Source organism: Vagococcus fluvialis bH819 (genome assembly GCF_900163795.1).
GTDB classification, from domain to species: Bacteria; Bacillota; Bacilli; order Lactobacillales; family Vagococcaceae; genus Vagococcus; species Vagococcus fluvialis_A.
On record NZ_FWFD01000015.1, the window covers coordinates 156,000 to 178,793 of the forward strand.

The 22,794-nt window shown below is 32.1% G+C and carries 25 protein-coding genes; 22 read left to right on the plus strand and 3 right to left on the minus strand.

Annotated elements, in window-relative coordinates; translation table 11 throughout:
* The first annotated feature begins 13 nt into the window (after window positions 1–13).
* From pstB (FM121_RS10360) to phoU, 3 genes are read left to right on the plus strand one after another with little or no spacing between them, the layout of a single operon-like run.
* A complete protein-coding gene (pstB, locus tag FM121_RS10360; RefSeq protein WP_086952090.1) occupies window positions 14–823 on the plus strand; it encodes a phosphate ABC transporter ATP-binding protein PstB in 810 nt (269 codons plus the stop codon).
* 12 nt (window positions 824–835) lie between these two features.
* The gene (gene pstB, locus FM121_RS10365) at window positions 836–1,588 is read left to right on the plus strand and encodes a phosphate ABC transporter ATP-binding protein PstB (RefSeq protein WP_086952091.1); all 753 of its coding nucleotides are present in this window, start codon (window positions 836–838) and stop codon (window positions 1,586–1,588) included.
* Between the two features lie 20 nt (window positions 1,589–1,608).
* Window positions 1,609–2,289, plus strand: coding sequence for a phosphate signaling complex protein PhoU (phoU, locus tag FM121_RS10370; RefSeq protein ID WP_086952092.1), 681 nt, complete (start codon window positions 1,609–1,611; stop codon window positions 2,287–2,289).
* Between the two features lie 23 nt (window positions 2,290–2,312).
* Here the strand turns inward: phoU and FM121_RS10375 are convergent, their stop codons facing one another.
* Entirely contained in the window at window positions 2,313–3,074 is a 762-nt protein-coding gene (locus tag FM121_RS10375; RefSeq protein WP_086952093.1) for a YibE/F family protein, read from the minus strand.
* Entirely contained in the window at window positions 3,071–4,174 is a 1,104-nt protein-coding gene (locus FM121_RS10380; protein WP_179203854.1) for a YibE/F family protein, read from the minus strand. The genes FM121_RS10375 and FM121_RS10380 overlap by 4 nt, the downstream gene beginning before the upstream one ends.
* 199 nt (window positions 4,175–4,373) lie before the next feature.
* On the opposite strand from FM121_RS10380, the gene FM121_RS10385 reads away from it, so the two are divergent.
* The 9 genes from FM121_RS10385 to FM121_RS10425 all read left to right on the plus strand — a co-directional run bounded on the left by FM121_RS10385 (window position 4,374) and on the right by FM121_RS10425 (window position 13,151).
* Window positions 4,374–5,639 carry a murein hydrolase activator EnvC family protein gene (locus tag FM121_RS10385; protein WP_086952095.1) on the plus strand — a complete coding sequence of 422 codons (1,266 nt, stop codon included), beginning with the start codon at window positions 4,374–4,376 and terminating at the stop codon, window positions 5,637–5,639.
* Between the two features lie 168 nt (window positions 5,640–5,807).
* Complete coding sequence (gene liaX, locus FM121_RS10390) at window positions 5,808–7,418, plus strand: daptomycin-sensing surface protein LiaX (protein ID WP_086952096.1); 1,611 nt, start codon at window positions 5,808–5,810, stop codon at window positions 7,416–7,418.
* 17 nt (window positions 7,419–7,435) lie between these two features.
* A complete protein-coding gene (locus FM121_RS10395) occupies window positions 7,436–7,741 on the plus strand; it encodes a PspC domain-containing protein (protein WP_086952097.1) in 306 nt (101 codons plus the stop codon).
* Window positions 7,741–8,097, plus strand: coding sequence for a phage holin family protein (locus tag FM121_RS10400; protein ID WP_086952098.1), 357 nt, complete (start codon window positions 7,741–7,743; stop codon window positions 8,095–8,097). The genes FM121_RS10395 and FM121_RS10400 overlap by 1 nt, the downstream gene beginning before the upstream one ends.
* Window positions 8,098–8,268: 171 nt before the next feature.
* Window positions 8,269–9,201: an HPr(Ser) kinase/phosphatase gene (hprK, locus tag FM121_RS10405; protein WP_373385080.1), complete on the plus strand. Its 933-nt coding sequence runs from the start codon at window positions 8,269–8,271 to the stop codon at window positions 9,199–9,201.
* 3 nt (window positions 9,202–9,204) lie between these two features.
* A complete protein-coding gene (gene lgt, locus FM121_RS10410) occupies window positions 9,205–10,032 on the plus strand; it encodes a prolipoprotein diacylglyceryl transferase (protein ID WP_086952100.1) in 828 nt (275 codons plus the stop codon).
* A gap of 93 nt (window positions 10,033–10,125) precedes the next feature.
* Window positions 10,126–11,136 (plus strand): NAD(P)H-dependent glycerol-3-phosphate dehydrogenase, encoded by a 1,011-nt coding sequence (locus FM121_RS10415; protein ID WP_086952101.1) that lies wholly within the window; start codon window positions 10,126–10,128, stop codon window positions 11,134–11,136.
* 16 nt (window positions 11,137–11,152) lie between these two features.
* The gene (galU, locus tag FM121_RS10420) at window positions 11,153–12,058 is read left to right on the plus strand and encodes a UTP--glucose-1-phosphate uridylyltransferase GalU (RefSeq protein ID WP_086952102.1); all 906 of its coding nucleotides are present in this window, start codon (window positions 11,153–11,155) and stop codon (window positions 12,056–12,058) included.
* Window positions 12,059–12,158: 100 nt separating this feature from the next.
* The gene (locus FM121_RS10425; RefSeq protein WP_086952103.1) at window positions 12,159–13,151 is read left to right on the plus strand and encodes a nucleoid-associated protein; all 993 of its coding nucleotides are present in this window, start codon (window positions 12,159–12,161) and stop codon (window positions 13,149–13,151) included.
* Window positions 13,152–13,327: 176 nt separating this feature from the next.
* On the opposite strand, the gene FM121_RS10430 is transcribed toward FM121_RS10425, so the two are convergent.
* Window positions 13,328–13,909 (minus strand): alpha/beta fold hydrolase, encoded by a 582-nt coding sequence (locus FM121_RS10430; RefSeq protein ID WP_086952104.1) that lies wholly within the window; start codon window positions 13,907–13,909, stop codon window positions 13,328–13,330.
* 155 nt (window positions 13,910–14,064) lie between these two features.
* Between FM121_RS10430 and dnaX the strand changes: the two genes are divergently transcribed.
* The 10 genes from dnaX (at window position 14,065) to FM121_RS10480 (ending at window position 22,788) form a co-directional block, all read left to right on the plus strand.
* On the plus strand, window positions 14,065–15,756 hold the full coding sequence (gene dnaX / locus FM121_RS10435; RefSeq protein ID WP_086952105.1) for a DNA polymerase III subunit gamma/tau: 1,692 nt from the start codon (window positions 14,065–14,067) through the stop codon (window positions 15,754–15,756).
* 20 nt (window positions 15,757–15,776) lie between these two features.
* A complete protein-coding gene (locus tag FM121_RS10440) occupies window positions 15,777–16,091 on the plus strand; it encodes a YbaB/EbfC family nucleoid-associated protein (protein ID WP_179203855.1) in 315 nt (104 codons plus the stop codon).
* A gap of 80 nt (window positions 16,092–16,171) precedes the next feature.
* Window positions 16,172–16,768, plus strand: a complete 597-nt coding sequence (recR, locus tag FM121_RS10445) for a recombination mediator RecR (protein WP_086952106.1) — start codon at window positions 16,172–16,174, stop codon at window positions 16,766–16,768.
* Window positions 16,769–16,788: 20 nt separating this feature from the next.
* Window positions 16,789–17,433 carry a dTMP kinase gene (gene tmk, locus FM121_RS10450; protein ID WP_086952107.1) on the plus strand — a complete coding sequence of 215 codons (645 nt, stop codon included), beginning with the start codon at window positions 16,789–16,791 and terminating at the stop codon, window positions 17,431–17,433.
* A gap of 19 nt (window positions 17,434–17,452) precedes the next feature.
* The gene (locus FM121_RS10455) at window positions 17,453–17,782 is read left to right on the plus strand and encodes a cyclic-di-AMP receptor (RefSeq protein ID WP_086952108.1); all 330 of its coding nucleotides are present in this window, start codon (window positions 17,453–17,455) and stop codon (window positions 17,780–17,782) included.
* Entirely contained in the window at window positions 17,782–18,726 is a 945-nt protein-coding gene (locus tag FM121_RS10460) for a hypothetical protein (protein ID WP_086952109.1), read from the plus strand. Before FM121_RS10455 ends, FM121_RS10460 begins: the two co-directional genes overlap by 1 nt.
* A gap of 17 nt (window positions 18,727–18,743) precedes the next feature.
* Complete coding sequence (locus FM121_RS10465; RefSeq protein WP_086952110.1) at window positions 18,744–19,571, plus strand: PSP1 domain-containing protein; 828 nt, start codon at window positions 18,744–18,746, stop codon at window positions 19,569–19,571.
* Window position 19,572: 1 nt separating this feature from the next.
* On the plus strand, window positions 19,573–19,905 hold the full coding sequence (locus FM121_RS10470; protein WP_086952111.1) for a DNA replication initiation control protein YabA: 333 nt from the start codon (window positions 19,573–19,575) through the stop codon (window positions 19,903–19,905).
* 159 nt (window positions 19,906–20,064) lie between these two features.
* Window positions 20,065–20,934 (plus strand): 16S rRNA (cytidine(1402)-2'-O)-methyltransferase, encoded by an 870-nt coding sequence (gene rsmI / locus FM121_RS10475; protein WP_086952112.1) that lies wholly within the window; start codon window positions 20,065–20,067, stop codon window positions 20,932–20,934.
* A 189-nt stretch (window positions 20,935–21,123) separates the two neighbouring features.
* Entirely contained in the window at window positions 21,124–22,788 is a 1,665-nt protein-coding gene (locus FM121_RS10480; protein WP_086952113.1) for a hypothetical protein, read from the plus strand.
* The last annotated feature ends 6 nt before the right edge of the window (window positions 22,789–22,794 follow it).

The following is a 22,794-nucleotide window of genomic DNA, read 5'->3' on the forward strand; positions in this document are numbered from 1 at the left end:
TAGGGGATTTATAATGAAAGAATATAATCTAGATGAAACAAATATTATTCAATTGAATGAAAAGGATAGAAAAATAGCATTGGCAACCGATGATCTTCATGTATGGTATGGAGACAATGAAGCGATTAAAGGTGTTAGTCTTCAATTCGAAGAAAATAAGATTACGTCATTGATTGGTCCATCTGGCTGCGGAAAATCGACTTACTTACGTTCTTTAAATCGTATGAATGATGAAATAGATGGAACGAAAATTACTGGGAAAATTATGTATGAAAATACAGATGTTAATTCTAAAATTGTTGATGTGTATGAAATGCGTAAACATATCGGAATGGTTTTTCAAAGACCTAATCCATTTAGTAAATCAATCTATGGAAATATAACGTTTGCTTTAAAGCAACATGGTGTTAAAGATAAGAAACAACTAGACGAAATTGTTGAGACAAGCTTAAAACAAGCGGCATTATGGGATCAAGTAAAAGATGATTTGAATAAAAGCGCCTTAGCGCTGTCAGGTGGTCAACAACAACGTTTATGTATTGCTCGGGCAATCGCTATGAAACCAGATGTGTTATTATTAGATGAGCCAGCAAGTGCGTTAGATCCGATTTCAACAAGCAAGGTAGAAGAAACATTAATAAATCTAAAAGAAGATTATACGATTATTATTGTGACTCATAATATGCAACAAGCCTCTAGAATTAGTGACTATACTGCCTTTTTCTATTTGGGACAAGTGATGGAATATGATAAAACAAGAAAAATATTTACACGACCAAAAATTCAAGCAACAGATGATTATGTATCTGGACATTTCGGATAAGGAGGAAGTTACGTGGCTATTATAGAATCAAATGATTTGCATTTATATTATGGTAAGAATGAAGCGTTAAAAGGAATTACAATGGCATTTGATGAAGGCGGGATTACTGCTTTAATCGGACCATCTGGCTGTGGTAAATCAACGTATCTAAGAACATTGAATCGAATGAATGATTTAATTCCTTCTGTGACAATTACAGGGAATGTTTCGTATAAAGGAAAAGATATCTATAGTCCTAAAACAGATACAGTTATGTTACGTAAACAAATTGGTATGGTGTTCCAACAGCCGAATCCGTTTCCGTTTTCTATTTATGAAAATGTTATTTATGGATTAAGGCTATCTGGCAATCATTCTAAAGAAGAATTAGACCGTGTTGTTGAGGAAAGTCTAAAGGCTGCTGCTGTATGGGATGATGTAAAAGATAAATTAAATAAAAGTGCCTTGTCATTATCAGGTGGGCAGCAGCAACGCGTTTGTATTGCCCGTGTTTTAGCAGTAAAACCAGACGTGATTCTTTTAGATGAGCCAACAAGTGCGCTTGACCCAGTATCAAGTGGTAAAATAGAGAATATGTTATTAGAATTAAAAGAGCAGTATACAATGATTATGGTGACACATAATATGCAACAAGCGTCACGTATTTCAGACAAAACAGCTTTTTTCTTAAATGGCGATTTGATTGAATACGATAAAACAAAAAAAATATTCATTAATCCAAAAGAACAAAAAACTGAAGATTATATCACAGGGAAATTTGGCTAAAAAATAAAGGGGATGAAGTTATGCTGAGAAGTCAGTTTGAAGAGGATTTACAAAATTTACATAATAAATTTGAGGCTATGGGACAAGATGTTAATGAATCAATTAGCAAATCGGTCAAAGCGTTTATTGATCATGATAAAAGCTTAGCAAAAGAAGTTATCAAATCAGATGAAAATATTAATTTACAAGAACAAAATTTAGAAAAAAAATGTTTTGAAATGATTGCTTTGCAGCAGCCTGTTACAGTGGATTTAAGAAATATTGTAACTATTATGAAAGCAAGTTCTGATTTAGAAAGAATGGGTGACCACGCAGTTTCAATCGCTAAATCAACAATTCGTGTTAAAGGTAATAAACGTGTGCTAGAAATTGAAAATGAAATTTCTGATATGGCTAAACATGTTATGGTAATGGTGAGTGAAGTGCTTGTTGCTTATGTTAAAACAGATAGCAAAAAAGCAATTGAAATTGCGATTAGTGATAAAGTAACTAATAATTACTTTAAATCAATTTATCGTCATTCAATTAGAGCGATGCAAGAAAACCCAGAAACAGTTATTGTTGGGGCTGATTACCTGCAAGTTGCTGGCTACTTAGAGCGACTAGGTGACTATGTAACGAATATTTGTGAATGGATTGTCTACTTAACGACTGGAAAAATAGAAGAATTAAATCTAGAAGATTATGAAGATAATATATAAATAAAAAAAGCTGACATCTCAAATTATGTTGAGACGTCAGTTTTTTTTATCCGGTAAATCATTAAGTAGGAAGTAATCGGAATTGTTAGAGTGATAGCAATTCCGCTAATCAACAATGTAACCCATTGACTCACAAGGATTTTTGTATTGATGAAGTGCGCAAATGAATAATTTAAGTCACTAACCCAAATGAACAGGGCTATTTGACCTCCAATCAAAGCAAAAATGATTGTATTCATAGTGGAACTAAGGATATCTTTTCCAATAATCATTCCTGAATTAAATAAATTGTCTTTAGTTAACTCATTGTTGGATTGATGTAGTTCTCCGATTGCTGCCGAAACTGAAATGGCAATGTCATTGATTGCACCGACAGCACTCATAATCATGACTGATATGCTAAGAGATAGAAAAGAGATGCCGATATTCAATGAATACATGTCCATTTCCATTAATTCTTCTGTAGGTAAACCTTGTAATTGCATAAAGTTGACACAAATATAAATTAAAAATACCATAAAAATAAGAATGATGGCGCTACTAAAAAAAGCGACAATTGTTTTAGTTGTTAACCCATTAATAAAGAATAAGTTCATAGAGGTGATAATTAAACTGGTAATTATAGTTAGTATAACAGGTGAAAATCCCCAATTTATAAGAATAAGCATGATAAACATAAAAAGGAGGTTTAAACCTAAAGCAGTAAGAGCAAGCCACCCTTTGGATCCTCCAATTTTCCACATTAGAATAGCTAAAAAACAAAGCAACAAAAAATTAACGCTCATAATAAGTTTCCTTTCTTGAGAAAAAAGCTAGTAGTCCAAATAGAAACTGGAATAGCCAATATAATACCGATACTACCAATAAGAGCACGAGCCAGCTCTAGAGAAAGAGTAATCGAGAAAGTATAAGATAAAGACATTTCATTTCTTAGAAAAATAAGAATAAGAGGAATTGAACCGCTTAAATAAGAAAAAAACATAATATTGATCATCGGCCCCATAATATCCTCACCTATTTTTTTACCAAATGTATGAAGTTCTTTAAGTGTTAGTTCTTTTTTTATTTGAACTAATTCCATTAAAGAAGAAATAATAGTCATAGAGACATCCATCACAGCGCCTACAGACCCAATTAATAAGCTACTTAAAAATAATAAATGAGGAGGACGTGTGACGAGTTCCATTTCCTCATAATGAAGTCCTTGATGGGATAAGCACGCTATGGTGATATATCCAATAGAAAAAGTTAGTAAACTCCCTGTTAAAGTTGAAAAAATGGCTATTTTCGTTTTTGTATTCCAACCATTAGTGATGAGAAAAGTAAGCGTTACAAGCAAAGGAATTGCTATCAAAAAAAATAAAAAGAGTAAATTACTATTACTGTGTCTATAAATTAAGAAAAGAAAAATTAGAATGCTAGCATTTAGTAAAAAACTAATTAGTATTTTTAAACCATGAAATCCATTAAAAAGAATCAATAAGCTAATTAAAAACGCACTTAATATAATTAAGTAACTGTCTCTTTTTAATTCTTCAATATTAGCTGAAAGAGAATGATTATTTTTTGACAGATGTAAAAAAACAATCTCCTTTTTATGAAAAACATGATTTTTTATTTGAGAATTACTATAATTATTAAGAATTTCTAGATGTTTACCTTTATCTTTGGAATTTAGTAATTCCACGGTTAGTAATTGCTCGGTAAGATTATCCGTATTGCCATGTTCGTCAACTTGTTTACTTGTAGATATTACTTCCTCAGAAACTATTTTTCCAATAGGTTGTTGATAATTATCAAATTGAAAAGAAAAATAAACTAATAAAATTGTAATAAGTAGAACGATTAATAATAAATATTTTTTATTACGGTTTAAATTAAACACAAATGTCGCCCCTAAAATAAAATTTTAAATAAGTTAAAGTTTAACATTTTTTTGTGTACAGGTGTATAGAGTAAACCATTAATTATGAATAACTTTTGAATTAAATCGTCATAAATTGTAACCTAGTTGTAATTTAATTATATGTTCACTTGTGGTATAGTTTATTAAGCGATTAAAAAAAGCCGAGGTAAATAAAACTATGAAAATAAGTAAATCAATTATATTAAGTGTTGCAGCTGTTTCTATCATGGGATTAACATGCCCAAGCATTGTTCAAGCTGAAAGTATAGATAATAAGATTGCAAATGAAGAACAAAATATTAAAAAATTAAATGATAAGAAAGCAGCTACAGAAAGTAGTTTAGCTGATTTAGAAGCAAAAATAACAAATTTAACGAATGAAAAAGATGAATTATTAAGTGAAAAATCAAAACTAGAAAAAGAAGTTAATACATTAGCAAATGAAATTAAAGAGTTAGAACAAAAAATAGAAAAAAGAAATAAAAAAATTGAAGAACAAGCAAGATCTACACAAATTAACCAAGAAAAACAAGATATTGTTAATGTTTTATTAGATTCTGATTCTTTATCAGATGCAATTGGAAGAACAGTTGCTTATACTAAGTTAGTTTCTGCTAACAATGATATTATGGAAGTCCAAAAAGAAGATCAGGCTAGTCTAGAAAAGAAAAAAACTGATATTGAAACAAAAGTGGCAGAAATCACTGAAAAAGCAGAAATTTTAAAAGGAAAACAGGCTGAATTAGAAAGTTCACAAGCTGAACAAGTAAAATTAGCTAGTGAAATTTTAAAAAATTTAGATGATTCAAAAAACAAAAAATCTGAATTTGTTGCTCAAAAAGAAGAAGCTAAACGTATCGCAGAAGAGCAGGCTCGTCGAGAAAAAGAAGTAGCAGAAAAAGAAGCTGCAGCTAAAAAAGCAGTTCAAGCAGCACAAAAAGCGGCAGAAGAAAAACTAGAATCAGAACAACCAATATCATTGGCTAAACCATCAGGTGAAAAAGGCTCAACAGATAATAGCCAATCAACACCTGGAACTAATTATGCTAGTGGTTTCCAGCGTCCATTAAACTCATTTACTATTACTAGTGGCTTTGGTGGAAGACAAGATCCAACAGGTGCTTCAGGTGATTTCCATGAAGGTATTGACATGGCAGCACCAGGTGGAACACCAATTATGGCATCAAGAGCTGGTAAAGTAGTTGAGTCTAGTTATCAAGGAAGTGCAGGAAATCACGTGATTATCCAACATGATAATGGTTATTATACTTACTATATGCACATGAATGCACCAGGCGCATCTGTTGGTAAAGATGTTTCAGCTGGAGAAATCATTGGGGCAGTAGGAACAACAGGTAATTCAACCGGAAATCATTTGCATTTTGGAATTGCAACAGGCATTTGGTCTGGGTTCATGGATCCAAGCCCATTTATCGGTTTATAGAATAAACAATTTAAAGTTTAAAGAGATTGAGTCAGTACTCAGTCTCTTTTTTATTTTTTAGGTTCTTGAGATAGACTAATAAATCCAACTCAAGTCCTATGACAAAATGAAAAATAAGAGGCATAATAGCAATATAAGAAATATAAACCAACAAGGAGGCTATCAAAGATGCAAGAAAGAGATAGAATTTTAGAATTAGTAAAAAAAGGTGTATTGTCTACTGAGGAAGCTTTGGTTTTATTGGAAAATATCGCTACGGAAAAAGATGAAAAATTAGTTAATAAAGAAGCGTCACAAGTAAAAAATAATACAAGAGTTCAAATTAATCCAGAAAAAACTGAGGGTGGCAAACAGGAACGCCAATCGGTAGAAGACTTGATTAATCAAACGAGTGAAACGGATACAGCAGATTTCTTTGAGAAGTTAGAAGAGAATGAACGCAAAGATAAGGAAAATTTAGAGAAAATTTTAGCTGAGTTAACAGAAGGTATTAATGAAGTTTCAGCAAATATCGATGAGATTTCTGTTGAAATTGAAGGCTTAGATCAAGATATTAAAGAAAAAGAAGAAGCGATTACCGTTTTAAATACAATGGAAGATTTAGATGGTTTAACGGATAATAAAAAAGCGGAACGTGAGCAATTAGAAAACGACTTAGCATATTTAAAAACAACAAAAGTTGAGTTAGTTGAAGAGAAAGAAACACTTAGAGAAGAATTAAAAGACTTCAAAAAAGAACAAAAAGAAACGACTAAAGAAGAATGGAAAAGTAAGTTTGATATTCCAGAAGATTGGAAAGAGCAAGCCAACGATACCTTTAGTACAGTCGGAGAAAAAGTAGGAGAAGCGAGTACCCAATTTGGAAGCTTCTTAAAGAAAACGATTGATGCAGTAACAAGTTCAGTAAATGACAACGTGGATTGGAAAGATATCAATATTAAAGTTCCAGGAGTTGCTAGTCAGTCTTTAACCCATGAATTTATGTATCCTGATAATGAAGCGACTCTAATTGATGTTAAAGTGGCAAATGGAAAAGTTAATTTTAAAACTTGGGATCAAAAAGATGTTAAAATTGTTGCTGACATTAAATTTTATGGTAAGACTAACTCAGAAAGTTTATTCCAAGCCTTCTTAGAGCGTAGTGAAATCGAAGTCAATGATGAAAAAATTTCTTTCCAAGTTCCTAATAAACGGATGAAAGTAGATTTAGACTTTTACTTACCAAAACGTAACTATGATCATATGTCAGTGAAGATGTTAAATGGTGATATTAAATTAAATCATTTAGATTTAGGTGATATCTATCTAAAATCAACTAATGGTGAAATGAAAATCAAAAATGTATCAGCAAGTATGCTTGAAGTTGAAGGTGTAAATGGTGAAATCGAAGTAGTGGATAGTCAAATTATTGATTTTCTAGGTGAAACTGTTAATGGAAATGTAAAAACGCAAGCAGATATCAGAAGTATCAGTGTTTCATTAATTAATGGTGAGATAAGATTAACAACACCAATCGGTTCAGAGCCCAAAAAAATTGAAGCCAGTGCAGTGAATGGAACAATAAAATTAGCTATTCCAGAAACTGTGGGAGTAGACGGGGCATGTAAGACGAATTTTGGAAGTATTAAAAATCGTATGTCTGAAGTTGAAATTGTTCGCGAGAAAAAAGATCGAACGAATCAATCTTTAGAATTTAGAAGATTAAATGATGAAAATCTTGTATTTGTTAAGTTGAGTACAACAACAGGAAGTATTCTCTTAAAAGATACAGATATCTAAAATATGGAGTGAGAAAAATGAAAAGAAAATTAACTAAATCTAGATCAAATGTCGTTATTTCAGGCTCTTTAGCAGGAATTGCAGAATTTCTTGGAGTTGATGCAACGGTAGTACGTGTTATATATGTTGTTTTATCAATGTTTGCCTTAGGATCACCGATCATTTTATATATTGCTTTAATGATATTAATGCCCTCTGGAGACAAAGGAACAAATGAACCTTATAATCCTTCTTATCGAAATAACCAGAGCACTCCTTATCATTCTGATAAACCTAGAAAAGAAGCGCAGAAAGTGGATAATGATGATTGGAGCGACTTTTAATGTCGTATTTACAAAGATTAGTCGTTAATACTCTTGCATTTATCTCACTTTCAGTATTATTCCCAACTAAATTTTATGTAGGAAGCCTTCTAATCGCTGTTATAGCGAGTGTTGTCTTATCAGGACTAAATATGTTCGTTCGCCCTATCTTACATATTTTGTCATTACCAATTACATTGATTACTTTTGGTCTGTTTAGTTTCATTATCAATGCTTTAATGCTTAAACTTACCTCAATGGTTCTTGGTGGTCAGAATTTTGCTTTTTCAAGTTTTGGTTCAGCAGTTTTAATAGCGGTGATTATGTCTATTATTAATTCGATAGTAGCAGATCATTTTTCAAGTAAATATAATTAGATAATAAGTTTCATATTGAGTCTATTCATTTAGAGATAGGATTTAATATGGGACTTATTTTTTTATTTTACTCTTTTTTCTCAAAGTAAGCGGATAATCTAGAAACTCGTTTGATAAAGTGATAAGATATAACAGTTAAGGTTTAATCTTAAAGTAAAGGAAGTGAATATAATGGTACAAATGAAAGATATCGTCAATCAATTACAACTGGATGTTTATTCTGGAGAAGAATATTTAGACAGATCAGTAGAATCAAGTGAAATCTCCCGCCCAGGATTGGAATTGACAGGTTATTTTAATTATTATCCAGCTGATCGTATTCAAATGCTAGGAAAAAAAGAAATAACTTTTACAGAAAAAATGACTGCAATCGAAAAAGATATTATATTTAAAAAATTAAGCGCAAGAACAGTTCCTTGTTTTGTAGTAGCTAGAGGGTTAAAAGTACCTGAGGAATTAGTTGAAATCACACAGAAAAAGGGAATACCTATCATTAGTTCTAATATCTCAACGTCTAGGTTATCAGGTATTATTTCTAATTTTCTTGAAAGCCAATTGGCAGAACGGGTTTCTATTCACGGTGTATTAGTTGAAGTATATGGCTTAGGTGTCTTAATTCAAGGAAGTAGCGGCATTGGTAAGAGTGAAACAGGTCTTGAATTAATTAAAAAGGGCCATAGATTAATTGCTGATGATCGTGTAGATATTTATCGACAAGATGAGAGATCAGTTGTCGGTGAGGCTCCGAAGATCTTAGAACATTTAATGGAAATTAGAGGAGTTGGAATTATTGATATTATGAACTTATTTGGTGCAAGCTCAGTTCGTAATAAAACCCAAATCCAATTAGTTGTTAACCTTCAAGATTGGAAGACTGATAACACATATGATCGTCTAGGAAGTGGAACAGATAGTATTTCATTAGCTAATGTCCCAGTTCCAAGAATTACTATTCCAGTATCGACAGGTCGAAATGTAGCGACTATCATTGAAGTGGCAGCGATGAACTTTAGAGCTAAAACAATGGGCTACGATGCAACGAAGAAGTTTGAAGATAATTTAGCGCAATTAATAGAAGAAAATTCTTCTGGAAATGGAGAATAATAAATGAATTTTTTAACAGTCAACCCGACAGCTTTTAAAATTTTTGGCATTGAGATTCAGTGGTATGCCATTATTATTGTATCAGCAATAGTCTTAGTCTCGTGGTTAGCATCAAAAGAAGCGGAGAGAGTAGGGTTAAGAGAAGATGATGTGGTTGATTTAATGCTTTGGGCATTACCGATTTCTATCATAGGAGCAAGACTCTATTATGTCATTTTCGAATGGGAATACTATGTTCAAAATCCAAGTGAAATTTTAGCGATTAGAAATGGCGGATTAGCAATTTATGGTGGTTTAATTGCAGGTGGTTTCGTTATTTACATATTTACTCGACATCGCTTTATATCAACTTGGAAATTTTTAGATATAGCAGCACCAAGTGTTATCTTAGCTCAAGGAATTGGTCGTTGGGGTAACTTCATGAACCATGAAGCTTTTGGTGGCGTTGTAAGTTTGAATTTTTTAGAGTCACTACACTTACCTAAATTCATTATTAACAATATGTTGATAGATGGCAAATATCGTCAACCAACTTTTCTATATGAAAGTGTTTGGAATATTTTAGGTTTTATTGTCCTGATTATTTTAAGAAAAAAACCTAACTTTTTAAAAGAAGGAGAGGTTGCTCTGATTTATGTTATCTGGTACTCTCTAGGTCGTTTTTTCATTGAGGGTATGAGAACAGATAGTTTGATGATTGGTGAAGTCATTCGAGTGTCTCAAATTCTTTCAGCAGGTTTATTTATAGTAGCAATTGGACTAATGATTTACAGAAGAAAAAATAAAGAACTACTCTTTTATGATCGTACAAAAGGAAAAAAGAAAGGTTAAGTTGAACCTTTCTTTTTTTTGCTTATCATTAGATAGTTTGTATGATAAACTGAGTAAAGTAAATAAGAAATTATTTTAAAGGAGTATTATAGAATGAAACAAAAAGTAGCTGTGCTAGGAGCAGGTTCATGGGGAACAGCCCTTGCGATGGTTCTAGTTGAAAATGGTCATGAAGTCACTATTTGGGGCCATCATCCAGAACAAATTACTGAAATAAATGAAAACCATACCAATAAACGTTATTTATCAGATGTGCAGTTACCTGTAGAGTTAAAAGCAACATCAGATTTAGAAGTGTGTGTTAAAGATGCCGATGCTGTTTTATTTGTTGTACCTACTAAAGCAATTCGCGATGTTGCGCAGAAATTTGTGGAAGCCTGTCACAATCAACCTATTATTATTCATGCGAGTAAAGGGTTAGAACAAGAGACACACAAACGTATTTCTGAAATTTTAATCGAAGAAATACCAGAAAATAAAAGAAAAGATGTCGTTGTTTTATCTGGACCAAGTCATGCGGAAGAAGTCGCAGTTAAAGATGTAACCACGATTACTGCAGCAGCTAAAAACCTAGAAAATGCTGAGTATGTCCAAAAATTATTCTCAAATGAATATTTCCGTATCTATACAAATCAAGATGTTATTGGTGTGGAATTAGGAGCAGCCTTGAAAAATATAATCGCTCTAGGTTCTGGTGCATTACATGGTTTAGGTTATGGTGATAATGCCCGAGCAGCAATCATGACAAGAGGATTGGCTGAAATTAGCCGTCTAGGTGTAGCGATGGGAGCTGATCCATTAACGTTTATCGGCTTAAGTGGTGTAGGTGATTTGGCTGTAACGTGTACAAGTATTCACTCGAGAAACTGGCGTGCAGGAGATTTACTAGGCAAAGGGCAAAGTTTAGATAATGTACTTGATAATATGGGAATGATTGTTGAAGGTGTATCAACTACCAAAGCAGCCTATGAATTATCAAGAGATTTAAACATAGATATGCCAATCACAGAAACGATTTATAAAGTAATCTATGAAAATGAAGAAGTTAATAAAGTAGTGAAAGAAATCATGCTACGTGAACATAAATCAGAACAAGAATTTTAAACTAGGAGCGTAAAACATGCAAAAAGTAAGAAAAGCGATTATACCGGCAGCAGGATTAGGAACGAGATTTTTACCAGCGACAAAAGCTATGGCAAAAGAGATGTTACCAATTGTTGATAAACCGACTATTCAATTTATTGTGGAGGAAGCACGAGCAGCAGGTATTGAAGACATACTAATTGTTACCGGAAAAGCAAAGCGTCCAATTGAGGATCATTTTGATTCTAATTTGGAACTAGAGATGAACTTAAAAGAAAAAGGAAAAACTGATTTATTACAATTAGTGACAGAAACGACTGGTTTAAACTTACACTTTATCCGTCAATCGCATCCATTAGGCTTAGGTCATGCGGTACTTCAGGCGAAATCATTTGTTGGAAATGAGCCTTTTGTCGTAATGTTAGGTGATGATTTAATGGAAGATAAGGTGCCTTTGACAAGACAATTAATGGATAATTATGAGAGTACTCATGCGTCTACGATTGCTGTTATGGATGTTCCACAAGAAGATGTTTCTAAATATGGTATTATTAATCCAGGTCAAGAAGTTGAAAAAAATCTTTTCAACGTGATTAACTTTGTTGAAAAACCTAAAACAGAAGATGCGCCAAGTAATATGGCGATTATTGGTCGCTACTTGTTAACACCAGAAATCTTCAATATCTTAGAGAATCAACATCCAGGTGCTGGAAATGAAATTCAATTAACAGATGCCATAGATACATTAAACAAAACGCAACGTGTCTTTGCTCATAAATTTACGGGGACTCGATATGATGTGGGAGATAAATTCGGTTTCATGAAGACAAGTATTGAATATGGCTTGAAACACCCACAAATTAAAGATGATTTAAGACAACTTATTTTAGATATTAGTGATGACTTACGTAAAGATGATAAAAAGAAGAAAGAGAAGGAATAATATTCCTTCTTTTTTCATTGAAGATAAAGGTAGGTTAAAAGTTGTTATGCTTTCAGAAACTGTAGACTTTTAACCTCTGAGGAAAGATAAAGGTGTCTAAATGGAAATAAAAAACGCAATCTTACATATTATTGATCGAGAGGCTGGCAGTTTAATTTGTTCTCAAACAGAATTAGATTTAAAAGAATATGCTGTAAAGCAATACCTAGATTCTGTATTAAAACGATTAGAAAAAGCTGAATATAAAACGGGAATTTTGAATCAGAATTCTGTGTTTTATAAATTGATAATAAATGATGAATTAGATTTTGTTGATAAATCAGCAGAAATAGCTCAAATGGTTTTTGATAGCTTAGCTATTAGTGAGGACGCACCAAGTGGAGACCTGTTGGTTGTTGAGTTGGAAGAGTTGAATGGTTTGCCAAAATTTGGCTTAATCAAGTTTAACTACAAACCTAGCTTTACTCATCATGTGACATATATTGAAGATAAAATGCAAAATAATATTATTTTAAATAAAACTATTTTTCCATCAACTACGCAGCGAATTGATGAGTGTTGTTTGATTAATTTAAAAACATTTGATTTAGAAATGGTTGAAAAGAAATACAGCTTTGAAGGACAAAATAGACTATTCTTTTCGGAACGTTTTTTACAAGTTGATCCTAAGCCTACTGTGACAGAAAATCTAAAAATTATAAAAAAAGCCGTCAAGGAAGTTGCTAATAAATACAATGAAGAAGAGTATGTCAGTATGAGTCAAACACAACAAGCTATCTTTGAAAGTATTGAAGAAAATGGCGTGATTAGCAAAGAAAAAATCGCAGAAGCCGTTTTTGATACCAACGAATCTGCGAAAAAAGAATATTATGACATGATTGAACAAACAAAATTTTCAGAGGAGATACCAAGCAATATCCCTAAATATGAAAAAAAATATAGTAAACAAAAATTTAAATTAACCAATGGTATTGAACTTAGTATTCCAGCAGATGTTTATAAAGATAAAGATCTAGTTGAATTTATTAATAATCCTGATGGAACAATATCTGTAATGATTAAAAATGTGGAAGAGATTGTCAGTAAATTCTAAGCTGTAAAATAATGGTCGAAAAATAAACCTGTCTTTTTCATAATATCAATCGTTAGAATGTGAGGCTCGCCCTCACCGGTTTCAAATGACATAAGCTTTCCATAATCGGTCTTTTGATTTTCTGAAAAAAACTGATGTGTAACATCATAAGGAAGTTTTTCATCAAGCGTTCCATGCTAAAAATAAAGAGGCCGACCAGCTATTTTTTCAGGCATTTGGTTAAGATCGTATTTTTTAGTCCAAGAGAGTAAATCAATCAGGTTAACAGGGTAACTGCCTTCTTGTTCATTGATATAACTGGCTGTTCGATTGATAAATGCTTCATAGTTTGGTGAACCCATTAAAATTGAGGCAACTTTTATTTCTGGGTAATGAGTTAAGAGGGCAGCAGTGGTCATTCCACCCATAGAAAAACCAGCAACCCCAATTTTTTCATCTTTGATTAATTCTCTCTTTTGATAGAACTCAGTAATCAAAGGAAATTCACTAATATTGTACTGTAGAGTTGACCAAAAAGTAAAAGAAGGAATCATAGAGCGTACTTCAATCTTTCTTTCTCCATGATACATACTATCAGGTAAGATAACACGAATATTATGTTGTGCAATTTTTTTTCCAGCTGTCAAAGCTAGTTCTTTTTTTGTTTGCCAACCATGATAATAAATGACCAATGGTAGGTTATCATTTAGTAATTGAGTGGGTACAACCTCTAAAATAGGGATATGTTGAATTGTTCTTTTTCTAATAGTTAATGTCAATATAATCACTTCCTCATACTTATTTTAAGGAAGTGCGCACAATAAGTAAAATAAAATGGCCTTCTAATAAAAAATAAATCTCGTAGTCTAGATAGCAATTTATCGTTTTTTCCATTATAATGGATGATGAGTTTTTAATTGAGAGGAGAATGAAAGTGGCATACCAAGCTTTGTATCGTGAATGGCGTTCTCAGACTTTTGATGACATGGTCGGACAAAAAATGATAACACAAACACTGAAAAATGCAATCGTTCAAGAAAAAGTGTCACATGCCTATCTCTTTACAGGTCCAAGAGGTACCGGTAAAACAAGCGCAGCAAAAGTGTTTGCTAAAGCAATTAACTGTAAACATTCAGTTAATGGTGAGCCTTGTAATCAATGCGAAGACTGTATTGGTATCACAGAAGGTCGTGTCAACGACGTTATTGAAATAGATGCGGCAAGTAATAACGGGGTTGAAGAAATACGTGAAATACGTGATAAAGTTAAATACGCACCAACTCAAGTAACGTATAAAGTGTATATCATTGATGAAGTCCATATGCTCTCAACAGGAGCGTTTAATGCTTTACTAAAAACGCTAGAAGAACCACCAAAACATGTTGTGTTCATTTTGGCTACAACTGAACCGCATAAAATTCCAGCAACTATTATTTCAAGAACGCAACGATTTGATTTTAAACGAATTGGGATAGAAGATATAGAAGAACATTTAGTCAGAATTTTAGAGTCTAAAAATTATTCTTATGAAGAAGCAGCACTTAAAATTATTTCAAGATCTGCTGAGGGTGGTATGCGTGATGCCTTGAGTATCTTAGATCAAGCGATATCTTTTAGTGGAGATAAACTAACAGTGATAGACGCTCTTGAGGTAACAGGGAGCTTAACAAATGAGATAATGGATACTTACTTAGAGCATTGTATTTCTAATGAAACTGAAAAAGCTTTATCAGTATTGAATCAGTTATTAACAGAAGGCAAAGAAAGTAATCGAATTGTAGAAAATCTACTATTATATTGTCGTGATTTACTAGTTTACCAGAAAGCTCCAGCAGTTTTGGAGGCGCAAGTAGGGTTAATTACCGATAGTTTTAAAAAACTCAGTGAGTTGATAAAAACGGAAGAATTATACCGATTGATTAATGAATTAAATGAGACTCAAAAAGAAATTCGTTACAGTCATCAACCAACTGTTTATTTAGAAGTTTTGACAATTAAACTATCAACAACAAAAAAAACTGTCCAATCTCAAGAAAAAATTGAGTTACCTGAAATCCAGAATTTATTAGAAAAAATGATGGAATTAGAAAAAGAACTCCACCAGTTAAAAACGAATGGTGTTGTGCAAAACTCGAATAATCAATCAGTTAGTAATAGTCAGAGTACTAAAAAGCCAAAAGCTTCAACATATAGGATACCAACGGAACAAGTTTATCAAGTATTGCAAAAGGCAACAAAACCACAACTTGTTTCTGTTAAAGGAGCTTGGGATGAGTTATTACAGTTTTTATCGGTGACACAAAGAGCAATGATAAAGGCTAGTGAACCAGTAGCAGCAAGTGATGAGAGTTTGATTATTGCTTTTGATTATGAGATACTTTGTCAAAAAGCTAGTCAGGATGAAGAATTACTTTTTGCGATTAAAAAAGGTTTAGAGAGATTAATTAGATATTCACCTAATTTAATTAGTGTACCAAGAGATCAATGGTCAGAGTTAAGACAATCATTTATTTCTCAAATGGATGAGAGTGAATCAGGTGAAGTTAAAAAAGTCGAAGAAAAAGACCCGGTAATTGAAGAAGCTAAGGAATTATTCGGTTCTTTGGTAAATATAATAGAAGATTAAAAGAAATAGGAGAGATTATTATGATGCGTGGAATGGGAAATATGCAAGGTATGATGAAACAAATGCAAAAAATGCAAAAAGAAATGACTGAAACAAAAGGACAATTAGATCAAATGCAATTTACTGGCGAGGCTGGTAATGGTTTAGTAACAATTACAATGACTGGTGAGAAAAAAGTAGTGGATGTTAAAATTAACCCTGACGTCCTAGATCCAGAAGATGCGGACATGGCACAAGATTTAGTTTTAGCTGCAACAAATAATTGTTTAGAAAAAATTGAAGTTGAATCAGATAAAATGATGGGTCAATATACTAAAAATATTCCTGGATTTTAATAGTAGTATATATATATTTGGTAAAATATGAAGAGGCTGACTTTGAGTCAGCCTCTTTTGGCAGAAAGAAGGAAGTTAGTATGTACTATCCAGCACCTATTGCTAAATTAATAGAGAGTTATATGAAATTACCAGGAATTGGGGCAAAAACAGCAACTAGACTTGCCTTTTATACAATTAATATGAGAGAAGAAGACGTGACTGAATTTGCTAAATCTCTTATAAGTGTCAAAAGAGATCTAAACTATTGTTCAATTTGTGGAAATATTACAGATGAAGCAACTTGTGATATTTGTCGAGATACTAATAGAGATAAAAGTATTATTCTGGTTGTTGAAGAGACAAAAGATGTTATGTCTATGGAAAAAATGCGTGAATACAAAGGGTTATATCACGTTCTTAACGGTGTCTTGTCTCCAATGGATGGAACAGGCCCTGATGACTTGAATATTGCCTCATTAATCAAAAGACTCCATAGCGATGAAATAAAGGAAGTTATTATCGCTACTAATGCGACAACTGATGGAGAAGCAACAGCAATGTATTTATCTAGATTAATTAAACCAGCTGGTATAAAAGTAACCCGTTTAGCCCATGGGTTATCTGTTGGTAGTGATATTGAGTATGCTGATGAAATCACGTTATTAAAAGCAGTGGAAGGTCGAACTGAATTGTAGACAAAAAGGAGCAGGAAAAAATGCAAGGAATTTTTATTACATTAGAAGGCCCTGACGGTGCTGGTAAAACAACTGTTATAAAACAATTAAGTGATCAACTTATGAAAGATATTAATATAGAAGTTATAACAACAAGAGAGCCTGGTGGCATCCCAATTGCAGAAGAAATTCGTCAGGTTATTTTAGATCCTAAAAATAGTGAGATGGACGAAAGAACAGAAGCGCTCCTCTATGCAGCAGCAAGAAGGCAACACCTAGTTCAAAAAGTCTTACCTTCACTTGAATTAGGGAAAATGGTCCTATGTGATCGTTTTATTGATAGTTCTATTGCCTATCAAGGGGTTGGTAGAGACATTGGCAAATCAGAAGTCCAAGTAATTAATGATTTTGCTATAGAAGGACATTATCCAGATTTAACGATTTATTTAGATGTCCCATCTGAGATTGGGTTGGAAAGAATTAATCAAGGAAGAAAACAATCAGAACTGGATAGACTGGATAATGAATCATTAGATTTTCATAAAAAAGTAAGAAGGGCTTACCTTGATCTAGTCAAAGAACATTCAGAGAGAATTGTTTTAATTGATACAGAAGATAATATAGAAAAAGTAGTCAAAAATTGTTATGATTTAATCAAGGATAAATATCCTTCTATTTTTAAATAAGTGAAAGGTGGTAATCGCTATGAAGTTATTATTAGCAATTGTTCAAGATAAAGACAGTAACCGACTATCTACTGAGTTTAATCAAGCGAATGTTCGTGCGACTAAATTATCTACAACGGGAGGTTTTTTAAGAGCAGGGAATACAACTTTTATTATCGGGATAGAAGATGAGCGAGTTGGAGAGGTTTTAGAAATCATTAAAGAAACTTGTCAAACAAGGGAACAATACGTTACATCTCCAGTCACTTTTGATATGTCGATGGATGCTCATTCTAGTTACCCAATTGAAATTCAAGTTGGTGGTGCTACAGTATTTGAATTACCAGTTGATGGGTTTCATCAATTTTAATGGAAAAATTACTTAAAGATAGAGTAAAAGAGGAACAACCTAGACTGACAAGTTTGTTTGAAAAAGTGTTGGTTAAAAATAAATTAACACATGCCTATTTAATGGAGGCTCAAGAAATAGATTCAGTTTATGAATTTTCACTTTGGCTCGCTCAGTCAATTTTTTGTGAGCAAAAAGAAAACGGGACTCCTTGTGGTAGTTGTAGTACTTGCCAACGGGTAGAGAGTTTAGATTTTCCAGATGTCACAATAATCGAACCACAAGGACAGACGATAAAAGTTGATCAAATCAGAGACATTAAACAAACATTTATTAGAAGTGGAATGGAATCAAGAAAAAAAGCGTTGATTATTAAGTGTGCGGAAAAAATGACTGTCAGTGCAGCCAATAGTCTTTTGAAATTCATAGAAGAGCCGGATGGGACGATGCATATTTTCTTTCTAACTAATAATAGTAATAAAATATTACCGACTATTCAATCAAGATGTCAGCAAGTATACTTACACCCTATTGCAAAATCAGCACTTGTTTTAGAATTAATGGAAGAGAGTTCGTTGCCTAAAAAACAGATTGAATTAATTGTTGAACTTTCTGAATCGAAAAAAAAGGCAGTTGAATTATCAAGTGATGAGTGGTTTAATAGTGCTAGAGAAACTGTGTCTAAATGGTTTCAATATTTAGATAAAAAAAATGCATTAGCTTTTATATATGTTCAACAACATTTAGTAAGATTAGCAAAAGATAAAGAACAGCAATTTTTAATTTTAGATATTCTGTTAAATATTTATCGACTAGAATTAAAAGAACTAATTGTTTCGGATTCAATCGCACAAGAACAATATAATAGCACCATTGAAAAGATAATACATGCAAGAAAAAAATTAGAGGCAAATGTTAGTTTTCAAAACGTATGTGAACAATTTGTATGGCAAGTGCTGTATTAAAATAGGAGGAACACACAATGATAGAGGTAGTCGGTGTTCGGTTTAAACCTACTGGAAGAATTTATTTCTATTCTAAAAATGAAACCTTAGATTTAGAGTACAATCAACCAGTAATAGTAGAATCTCAAAAAGCAAAAGAGCTAGCTTATGTAGCTATTCCAAATAAAGAAATGAAAAAAGAAGATTTACCTGAAGAATTAAAACCAATTATTCAAGTGGCTACAAGTAAACAATTAGTAAAACAACAGAAAAATGACCAAGATGCAAAGGATGCTTTTACAATTGCTAAGTCAAAAATATTAGAACATCAATTAGAAATGAAATTAGTGGATGTTGAATATACTTTCGATCGAAGTAAGATGGTCTTTAGTTTTACAGCTGATGGCAGAATCGATTTTAGAAATCTAGTAAAAGATTTAGCGTCTATTTTTAAAACTAGAATTGAATTAAGGCAGATTGGTGTTAGAGATGAAGCGAAACTTTTGGGTGGTATTGGTCCATGCGGCCGACCGTTATGCTGTAGTACTTTTTTAGGTGATTTTGCAGCGGTATCTATTAAGATGGCCAAAGAGCAAAATTTATCATTAAATCCAACTAAAATCTCAGGCGTATGTGGCCGTTTAATGTGTTGCTTGAACTATGAAAATTCAGAGTATGAGCGCTTACGTGAAAAAATGCCTGATTTTGGCGAAATCATAGAGACACCTGATGGTAAAGGAAAAGTGATTGGTTTAAATATTTTATCAGAGGTAATCAAAGTTAAATTATTTCAAAAAGAAACACCAATGGAGTATGATTTAGATGAATTACTTGAGTTGGAATTAGCTGAAATAAAGGAAGATTAACATGGAAAAAACAAAATTATACGATGAATTAGTAGAGGTTGAAAAAAACTTACAAGCCATGTTAAATCAAGTGAGTGAAATGAAGAATGTGGTGGATAATGTTCTTGAAAAAAACTTAAACTTGGAATTAGAAAACCAACATTTAAGAGATCGCTTAGAAAAACTTGAGCGAGAGTTTTTTTCAGATGATAGCAAGCAAGAGTTGTCTAAATCTCGTTTAAATTTAGAAAAACTGTACGAACAAGGTTTTCATGTGTGCAAAGATTTTTATGGCTCAAGGAGAGAAAATCACGAAGAGTGTGTGTTCTGTTCCCATATGATCTATGGTAAATAAGTCTAATAATTTATTTAATTATGAATAAAAGGTATGAAAAAAGAGACTTCTACAACAAGTCACTTAACACTAAAATTAGAAAAATAATTTTTAGTGTTGGGTGACTTGTTTCTTGGAATTGGAGACTGTTAACATAAGCCTTTCAAAGGAGTAAAAGAGATGCAACAACAAAAAAGTTTTAAAAATATGAACCAAGGTAAATTATATTTGGTACCAACACCTATTGGTAATTTGGAAGATATGACATTTAGATCAGTTAAAATTTTAAAAGAAGTTAATTTGATTGCTAGTGAAGATACTAGAAACACAAAAAAATTATTAAATCACTTTGAAATTGAAACAAGACAACTCAGTTTGCATGAGCATAATGTAAAAGAGAGAGTTCCGGAATTGATAGAGTTATTACTAGGTGGTACTAATATTGCACAAGTAAGTGATGCTGGAATGCCATCGATTAGTGATCCGGGTCATGAATTAGTATTAAACGCAATAAAAGAAGAAGTTGATGTAATTGCACTCCCAGGAGCTTCAGCAGGAATTACCGCCCTAATTGCATCAGGAATAGCCCCCCAACCTTTTTTGTTTTATGGTTTTTTACCTAGAAAAAACAATGAACAAAAAGTAGCTATGGATCAATTAAAAGACAATCAAGCATCATTAATTTTTTATGAAAGTCCTCACCGAATTGTTAAAACATTAATTAATATGTCGATTGTATTTGGTGAAGAACGTCAAGTGGTATTATGTAGAGAATTAACAAAACTATTTGAAGAGTATACAAGAGGAACAATTAAAGAGTTAATCGAATTTTTTAATGAGAAAACAATTAAAGGTGAATGTTGTTTGATTGTTGAAGGATATGATGGAGTTTCAGAAATATCAGAGTCAGAACAAGAGCTTTCAATAAAGGAGCATGTTGAATGGTTAATGGAAAATCAACATTTGAAAAATAAAGAAGCGATTAAAGAAGTTGCTAAAAAAAGAGGCTTAAAAAAACAAGATGTGTATAAAGAATATCATACAAAATAAATTTAGGAAACCTGCGAAGTTTAAAAAAAAGTTGCATATTAATAAGGTTATGATATAATTTTCTTGTATAAGTATCATTAGAATAGGTGGAAAGTTTTTTTTTTGATTTAAACTATTTTTCTTATTTCTAAAGTATTTAAGTCTGTGAAAATTTTTGATATATAAGTTTTACTACAAGGTGGGGTTTGAGTGTTTAATAATTGGTTAAAACGTCGGGACGATGAGCCTAAAGACGAGACAGAAGAAAATAATTTTAATGAAGAGACAATGTTGACATCAACAGCCAGTACTAGTGAGGTTGTTACTTCTGATAAATTAGATTATGACAGTGGTGATGATGATTATTATTACTATTATTATTACGAAGGTGACAATAAAGGAAAACCTTCAATTCCTAATTTAGATAAGAGCATCAAGGAAGAAGAAGTTTTAGATTATTATAATGTTGATGACGAATCTTATGTAAGTCCATTTTCATCAGACGCTAATGAAGGTCAGGAAGAAGTTAAGGTTGAAAAAAATTCGCCAGATTATTCTTATGAAGAAGAGTATGTTGAGGTGTCTAGTAGTGAATTTAAGACTGCAACAAGTCAATTAGATATTTCAGAAATTGAAAATGCACAATTAAGAGAGAAAATTGATCAGTTATTATTAGAAAATGATAACTTACAAAGCCAAGCAGATCGTTTGGCTAGGGTTGAAGAGAATAATAATCGATTATCAGCTCAAATTGATGAGTATGGTAATTTATTGGAAGAAAATAATCAATTGAAAATTCAATTACTCGATTTAGATAAGTTTAAAGCTGATAGTGAATCAATGATTCAAAAAATTGATACATTAAATGCTGATGTCTTAGATAAAGATAAAAAAATTACTGACTTAAACAGTGAGCTTTTAGAAAAAACTAATGAAACAAGTGATTCTCAAGAATTAACAGGTAAATTAGAAAAAGCAACTGAATTATTGGAAAGCAAAGAAAATGAATTAAACCAAGCAACTGAAACGATAAATCTGTTAACTCAAAAAGTAAACGATAGCAATCAATCTCTAGAATTAAAAGAGCAACTAATCAAAGAAAATGAGCAAACAGTTATGAGATTAAGAACTGATAATGAAAACTTCATAAAAGAGATTGAAGTTTTACAAAAATCGGTTTCAAACTATGAAGAACAAGACCAATCAATGGATCAAGACACTTTAGAAAAAGAAGAACTACAAAGACGCTTAACTGATCTTGAAGAAAAATTATCTCATGCTAAAGAATTAGAGAAAAAATTAATCAACAAATATGAAGAAGAGTTAGAAAAAAATCAAAAAATTGAATTAGAGATGAAGAAAAAGGAACAGGAGTTAACTGACATGAATGAAAAATTAAGCCAAACAGAACAACTAGAGAAAGAACTTGAGGAATTAAAAAATAACCAACGAGTTATTAACGATTTACAGCAAGAGCTATCTAGCATGCGTCACCAACAAGAAGAGGTAACAACTAGCTTAACAGAATTACGTTCTGCTAAATCTCCTGAAGTAACAGATTTACAACTTGAATTAGCGCAAGTTAAAGAAGAGCTACGTTTGGCAAACTTAAGAGCAGATCAAGGGAATACAATGAGCCAATCAGATATTGCAAGTGTTATGTTAGAAGCACAAGCAAAAGCTCGCCAAATTGTTGATGTTGCTAATTACGAAGCAAAACGTCGTGTAGCAGATTCTGAAACAGAATTAAGTGCAATTAGCCAAGAAGCAAGAAATTATTATAGAAAACTAGAAAAACTAAGAGTTGATTCTGAAATCATATTCTCAGATTTGTTAAGAAAATTAGAAACTATGGGAGAAATTGATCGTTTCTAAACACTG